The sequence below is a fragment of the Hafnia psychrotolerans genome (assembly GCF_014639435.1).
Classification (GTDB): Bacteria; Pseudomonadota; Gammaproteobacteria; order Enterobacterales; family Enterobacteriaceae; genus Ewingella; species Ewingella psychrotolerans.
In genome coordinates, this window is sequence record NZ_BMFZ01000020.1 from 20,757 (window position 1) to 27,098 (window position 6,342).

Genomic DNA, 6,342 nt, shown 5'->3' on the forward strand with positions numbered 1-6,342 from the left:
ATAGATGATAGAGCCCGACGTATTGCCGGGCGTTATCGGAATAGTCAGGCGAAAACGGTGCCTTCGGTAAACCATTCGCGACGAGAGTTAAGTATGTCCTGTGCAGACATGTTTTTTTTACCTGCAGGCTGCAACTGCAAAATATTCAGAATTCCGTCTGAAGTGGCCACCTGGATACCATTTTTTGTTGCGGATATCAGTGTTCCCGGCAGGGCTCGGCTCTGCTGTGCGAGCACAGTGGCATGCCAGACCTTCACCGGTTGTTCATGAATGAGAAAATAGCTCATTGGCCACGGATTAAAAGCGCGAATACAGCGCTCCAGTTGGCTAGCTGGCAAGGACCAGTCTATGCGGGCCTCCTCTTTACTCAACTTTTCCGCGTAGGTGACAAGCGCTTCATCCTGTACTTCTGCATGCGCAGTTCCTGAGGCCAATTGCTCAAGCGTGGTCAACATGCCGACTGGGCCGAGCTTTGCTAATTTGTTATAGAGATTAGCGCTAGTATCTTCCGGTTCAATGACACATTCGATTTTATGTAGCATATCGCCTGTATCAAGACCGATATCCATCTGCATGATAGTAATGCCTGTATGGGTATCACCTGCCCACAAGGCACGCTGAATTGGTGCAGCTCCCCGCCAGCGCGGAAGAAGCGAGCCGTGTACATTGATACAACCTAACTTAGGCATATCTAATACCGCCTGCGGCAAGATCAACCCGTAAGCCACCACGACCATGATATCGGCATCCAGTTCAGCAATTAATTGCTGGCTTTCTGCAGAACGCAGGGACTTAGGTTGGTAGACGGGGATATTATGACTTGCAGCGAGCACTTTGACAGGGCTGGAAGCTAGTTTATTCCCACGCCCCGCAGGCTTGTCAGGTTGTGTGAATACACCCACGACCTGGTGTCCCGAAGTGAAAAGTGCGTCAAGATGATGCGCTGCAAAATCAGGCGTTCCTGCAAATACTATTCGCAAAGCTAATTCCTGTTATGAATTAAAAATCACTCAGGTCGAGCGTTCAGCTTGGCCATCTTTTCCATCTTTTGACGGATACGTTGACGTTTCAGTGGAGATAAATAATCGATAAATAATTTACCCACTAAATGATCCATTTCATGTTGGATACAGATAGCCAGCAGGTCATCAGCTGCAAGTTCAAATGTTTTACCGTCACGATCAAGCGCGCGAATCTTCACTTTTTCGGCCCGAGGAACCAGAGCACGTTGTTCAGGAATCGACAAGCAGCCTTCTTCAATCCCGGTTTCGCCGCTTTTTTCCAGCAATTCAGGGTTGATGAGAACCAGACGCTCGTCGCGGTTTTCAGAGACATCAATCACGATGATACGCTGATGAATGTCTACCTGCGTTGCAGCCAAGCCGATACCTTCTTCGGCATACATGGTTTCAAACATATCATCCACGATTTGCTGAATCTCGGCGTTAACTTCTTTGACCGGCTTGGCAGTAATGCGAAGACGCTCGTCTGGGAAATGTAAGATATGTAATACGGACATAAATTTATGGATCTTTATTCAATTGATTGACGATATATAGACACCATTCTAGACATTTCTTGCTCTGATTGACAGCATCCTCTGCCAATTGAACCAGTAGGTGCGGGCGTTGGAAGGAAATATAAGGAAATATATTGATGACTCAGCAAGAAGTATGGTTACGCTTATCAACAGTCAGGCGGCTTGATGTGGCGGTTGCCTGTCGTGTGGCAGATATCATGACTAATGAGGCCGCTGGCAAGAGCGCTTTACTCGTTGAATCTGGAATGACTGCAGATCAGATCAACGCATTTTGTCGGGTAAGTCACGAGCAGTTACGTGCTTCATTGCGTTGGCTTGAATACGAACATCACTATCTTATTACGATAAACGATCTGCGTTATCCCACATTGTTAAAACACGTAACGTCAGCACCTGTAGTGCTTTTTGTTGCAGGAAATCTCTCTGCCCTTGCTACGCCTCAATTGGCGATGGTAGGTAGCCGGAAATACACCCAGTATGGAGAACAATGGGCGGCCTATTTTTCAGCCGGTTTGGTTAACAGTGGATTTACTATCACCAGCGGATTGGCTCTGGGAATTGATGGGATAAGTCATGAGGCTGCCCTCAATTGTGGTGGTACAACGATTGCCGTGCTTGGCAGCGGACTTACACGTATTCATCCCCGTCGACATGAGCATCTTGCCTGCAGGATACTCGAGCAAGGTGGCGCGCTTGTTTCTGAACTGGAGGTCTGTGCCGCGGCTATTCCTGCCAATTTCCCCCGACGTAATCGAATCATTAGCGGAATGAGTGCTGGCGTACTGGTGGTTGAAGCGTCATTGCGCAGTGGGTCTTTAATCACCGCGCGTTATGCGTTAGAACAAGATCGCGAAGTGTTTGCACTTCCCGGACCTATCAATAGTGCAACGAGTGAAGGAACACACTGGTTAATCAAGCAGGGTGCCTATCTGGTCACGGACCCCAATGATATTGCAGAACAGATTGGTAGTGGATTGACTTGGTTATCTACGCTCCCATGTCCTGATCACAAAGATTTTGTGCCTCCGGAAGCGAAATTTGCCTCAAAGGATATTATTTGTGCAGAAGACGACGAAGTTGAATTGCCATTTACTGATGTGTTGGCTAACGTAGAATATGAGGTGACACCTGTTGACGTCGTCGCCGAACGTGCCGGCCAACCTGTGCCAGAGGTAGTAGGTAAACTACTTGAACTGGAGTTAGCAGGATGGATCGCAGCTGTACCCGGCGGCTATGTCCGAATTAAGAGGGCTGGCCATGTTCGACGTACTAATGTACTTATTTGAAACTTACATTCATAACGAAGCGGAGATGAATGTCGACCAGGATAGGTTAACGGACGATTTGGCTGAAGCGGGATTTCATCGGGCTGATATCAACAATGCGTTGAATTGGCTTGAAAAACTTGCTGATCTGCAAGAAGGTGAAACACCATCTCATTTGATGGAAACAGACCCTCTTGCTTTACGAGTTTATACTGATGAGGAAGCGAATCGGTTAGATGTCAGCTGTCGTGGTTTTTTATTGTTTCTTGAACAGATAAAAGTATTGAATTTTGATACCAGGGAGATGGTTATCGATCGTGTTATGGCTCTCGACACTGACGATTTTGATCTCGAAGATCTTAAGTGGGTGGTGCTGATGGTACTCTTTAATATCCCCGGATATGAAAGCGCTTATCAGCAAATGGAAGAGCTGTTGTTTGAAGTTAATGAAGGTTATCTGCATTAAGGGATAACAGGTAAAAAGTAAGATATGACAAAAGCAGCACTTTTTGCTGAGAAGCAAAATGAATCCTGTCCGGAATGCGGGGCCAACCTGGTGATCCGTAATGGTCGCCACGGCCCTTTTCTGAGTTGTTCATCCTATCCAGAATGCCAGTATATTCGTCCTCTGAAATCTCAGGCAGATGGCCATATTGTGAAAGTACTGGATGGGCAATTATGTCCTAAATGTGAGTCGACCTTAGTGCTGCGGCAGGGCCGTTATGGCATGTTTATTGGTTGCAGCCATTACCCCGAATGTGACCACACAGAAACGATTGATAAACCTGAAGAAACGACGCTCCAGTGCCCTCAGTGCCTGCGGGGATATCTTTTACAGCGTAAATCCAGGTTTGGAAAAGTATTTCATGCCTGTGATCGTTATCCTGAATGTCAGTTTGCCATCAATAATAAGCCGGTGGCGGGGGAATGCGTCCATTGCCATTACCCTTTATTGATGGAAAAGAAAACGGCGCAAGGTATTAAGCTATTTTGTGCCAGTAAATTGTGCGGTAAAGCCGTCGAAATTAAAGATAACGAATAAGATGAATAAAAGTTTAGAAAACTCATTTACCCTTGTGCTTGATGCGCTGCGTGAACAGCAGGTTGTGGCTTATCCAACAGAAGCCGTCTTTGGGCTTGGTTGTGATCCGGATAGCGAACAGGCTGTCGATGCGCTTCTGGCGCTGAAGAAGCGGCCAAAAGATAAAGGTCTTATTCTGATCGCTGACAATTATCAGCAGCTTCTTCCTTATATAGATGACTCATTGCTCACTGAACAACAGCTGGCACATATCTGGTCATTCTGGCCGGGCCCGGTAACCTGGGTCATGCCTGCAAAACCTTCAACGCCTGAATGGTTAACCGGATGTTTTACGTCGCTGGCGGTGCGGGTTACCGATCATCCGCTGGTAAAAGAGCTTTGCCAAAAATTTGGCAAGCCGCTGGTATCTACCAGTGCGAATCTCAATGGCGAGCCGCCATGCCGGTTGCCTGCAGAAGTCCGACTCCAGTTCGGGGATAATTTCCCTGTAATTGATGGCGATGTCGGCGGAAGAGAAAATCCATCAGAAATTCGGGATGCCCTTACCGGCAACCTGATCCGTCAAGGTTAAAGGAAGAAGTGATGCCATCTTTCGCGGTATTTGGAAATCCGATCGGCCACAGTAAATCCCCTCGTATTCATGCATTGTTTGCCAGTCAGACCGGAGTCGATCACACCTATGGCACCGTGCTGGCACCGCATGAAGAGTTTGAAGAAACGCTGCGAACCTTTTTTGAGGGCGGAGCCCGCGGGGCAAATATCACCGTGCCTTTTAAAGAGCGTGCTTTTGCCGAATCTGATGAACTGACGGACCGCGCTGCAATGTCCGGTGCTGTGAATACCCTGAAAAAGCTTGAAGACGGCCGGTTGCTCGGGGATAACACCGATGGCATTGGCATGCTGAGTGACCTTGAGCGGCTGGTACTGTTGAAGAAAGGTGATCGGGTTTTATTGATCGGTGCTGGTGGCGCTGCGCGAGGGGTGATCCTTCCTTTGCTGTCTCATGGCTGTTCGGTTGTTGTCACCAACCGGACGTTTGAACGTGCACAGCACCTGAGCCATATCTTCGAAGAGAAAGGGGATATCCGGGCTATCGCATTAGCCGATCTGGCTGAGGAATCCTTCGATCTGATCATTAATGCCACGGCTTCAGGTATTAAAGGGGAGATCCCTGCGATCCCTGAAAAAGTGCTGACCGCGCAGACGCGTGTCTACGATATGTATTATCAGGCCGGTTTAACGCCTTTCCTCACATGGGCTAAAAATAACGGAGTAACGGGTTATGCTGACGGGTTAGGAATGCTGGTGGGGCAGGCTGCCCATGCTTTCTATCTGTGGCATGGTGTTATGCCTGAGATTGAACCTGTGCTGGAACAGTTAAAGAAAGACTTGCTGGCTTAACCGTTAATGCCTGAACAGTGCGCATTTTACTGTTCAGGCAATGCTCTTCTTTATTGTTCCTGAGAAAGGTAGAGATTTTTCCAAGTCACATAGTTATTCGAAGAGTACGTCAATCCTGCAAGTTCCTCTGACGTCAGCTCCCGTATCTGCTTAACTGGGCTGCCTAAATAGAGGTAACCGCTTTCAAGGATTTTCCCGGGCGGAACCAGACTGCCAGCGCCAATCATTACATCATCTTCAACGAGCGTACCGTCCAGCAATATCGATCCCATTCCCACCAGCACCCGGTTTCCGATAGTGCAGCCATGCAGCATGGCTTTATGACCTACGGTGACGTCCTCCCCAATAATAAGAGGATGGCCTTCAGGATTATGCCGCGACTGGTGGGTGACATGCAGCACGCTTCCATCCTGCACATTGGTTCTGCAACCGATCACGACATTATTCACATCCCCCCGTATCACCACCAGCGGCCAGATACTGACATCATCGGCCAGATCCACATCGCCAATCACCACACTGGAGGGATCAACCATGACTCTTTCTCCTAATGTTGGTGTTAATCCCTGATAAGCACGTAAAGCCTGAGACATCTGAAGCACCCCATAAGTGAGTTTTGACCTTGGCAATATAGTTCGGGTCTGAGGAAATACCAATTTGAGCTCAATCAGATTGGTGTGAAAACCAGCGGATCGAGCGAGATCTCCGCGAAAGGGTTGAAAAATACGCAGTCGATCCTTTTATTGGAAAAAAGGCTTGTGCAAAAAATTCGGATCCCTATAATGCCGCTCCATCGACAGGGAACAACGTGAACAACATCACGAAGTGACCGGGTCGGAAAGATTAAAAACAGCGGCATCCGGTGAAATAAACGGTTGACACTGAAAGAGGAAAGCGTAATATACGCCACCTCGAGTTACCAAGCGAAAGCGCGTAACTACAAGACGATATCAGCCACTTCGGTGGCAAAAAAATATCAAGTCTTAAAGAGTGACCAAGCAGTAATTCATTTAGTTGAATTATTACGAACTTTTAGTTTTGCAAAAGTCAGTTTTTGAGCATCGCTTCACGAGTTGAAGCAAATCGAACTTTAA

At 47.7% G+C, this 6,342-nt stretch carries 8 protein-coding genes; 5 read left to right on the forward strand and 3 right to left on the reverse strand.

What is annotated here, in order from left to right:
• Nucleotides 1–44: 44 nt before the first annotated feature.
• Together fmt and def are read right to left on the reverse strand one after the other, a co-directional pair.
• Entirely contained in the window at nucleotides 45–980 is a 936-nt protein-coding gene (fmt, locus tag IEV89_RS21355; RefSeq protein ID WP_188475502.1) for a methionyl-tRNA formyltransferase, read from the reverse strand.
• A gap of 26 nt (nucleotides 981–1,006) precedes the next feature.
• Complete coding sequence (gene def / locus IEV89_RS21360; protein WP_188475503.1) at nucleotides 1,007–1,519, reverse strand: peptide deformylase; 513 nt, start codon at nucleotides 1,517–1,519, stop codon at nucleotides 1,007–1,009.
• A gap of 137 nt (nucleotides 1,520–1,656) precedes the next feature.
• Here def and dprA point away from each other — a divergent pair, with 137 nt between their 5' ends.
• From dprA to aroE, 5 genes are read left to right on the forward strand one after another with little or no spacing between them, the layout of a single operon-like run.
• Nucleotides 1,657–2,826 (forward strand): DNA-protecting protein DprA, encoded by a 1,170-nt coding sequence (gene dprA / locus IEV89_RS21365; RefSeq protein ID WP_188475504.1) that lies wholly within the window; start codon nucleotides 1,657–1,659, stop codon nucleotides 2,824–2,826.
• Entirely contained in the window at nucleotides 2,798–3,271 is a 474-nt protein-coding gene (locus IEV89_RS21370) for a DUF494 family protein (RefSeq protein ID WP_188475505.1), read from the forward strand. Before dprA ends, IEV89_RS21370 begins: the two co-directional genes overlap by 29 nt.
• A 24-nt stretch (nucleotides 3,272–3,295) precedes the next feature.
• Complete coding sequence (locus IEV89_RS21375; RefSeq protein ID WP_188475506.1) at nucleotides 3,296–3,847, forward strand: DNA topoisomerase family protein; 552 nt, start codon at nucleotides 3,296–3,298, stop codon at nucleotides 3,845–3,847.
• Between the two features lies 1 nt (nucleotide 3,848).
• Entirely contained in the window at nucleotides 3,849–4,418 is a 570-nt protein-coding gene (tsaC, locus tag IEV89_RS21380; RefSeq protein ID WP_188475508.1) for an L-threonylcarbamoyladenylate synthase type 1 TsaC, read from the forward strand.
• Between the two features lie 8 nt (nucleotides 4,419–4,426).
• Nucleotides 4,427–5,248 carry a shikimate dehydrogenase gene (aroE, locus tag IEV89_RS21385; protein WP_188475509.1) on the forward strand — a complete coding sequence of 274 codons (822 nt, stop codon included), beginning with the start codon at nucleotides 4,427–4,429 and terminating at the stop codon, nucleotides 5,246–5,248.
• 50 nt (nucleotides 5,249–5,298) lie between these two features.
• Here the strand turns inward: aroE and IEV89_RS21390 are convergent, their stop codons facing one another.
• Complete coding sequence (locus IEV89_RS21390; RefSeq protein WP_188475511.1) at nucleotides 5,299–5,841, reverse strand: gamma carbonic anhydrase family protein; 543 nt, start codon at nucleotides 5,839–5,841, stop codon at nucleotides 5,299–5,301.
• Between the last annotated feature and the right edge of the window lie 501 nt (nucleotides 5,842–6,342).

What these genes read in the sequence shown, in the direction of transcription:
- IEV89_RS21370 (WP_188475505.1), top strand. Translation starts at nt 2,798, where the DNA reads ATGTTCGACGTACTAATGTACTTATTTGAAACTTACATTCATAACGAA.
- IEV89_RS21375 (WP_188475506.1), top strand. Translation starts at nt 3,296, where the DNA reads ATGACAAAAGCAGCACTTTTTGCTGAGAAGCAAAATGAATCCTGTCCG.
- def (WP_188475503.1), bottom strand. Translation starts at nt 1,519, where the DNA reads ATGTCCGTATTACATATCTTACATTTCCCAGACGAGCGTCTTCGCATT.
- dprA (WP_188475504.1), top strand. Translation starts at nt 1,657, where the DNA reads ATGACTCAGCAAGAAGTATGGTTACGCTTATCAACAGTCAGGCGGCTT.
- IEV89_RS21390 (WP_188475511.1), bottom strand. Translation starts at nt 5,841, where the DNA reads ATGTCTCAGGCTTTACGTGCTTATCAGGGATTAACACCAACATTAGGA.
- tsaC (WP_188475508.1), top strand. Translation starts at nt 3,849, where the DNA reads ATGAATAAAAGTTTAGAAAACTCATTTACCCTTGTGCTTGATGCGCTG.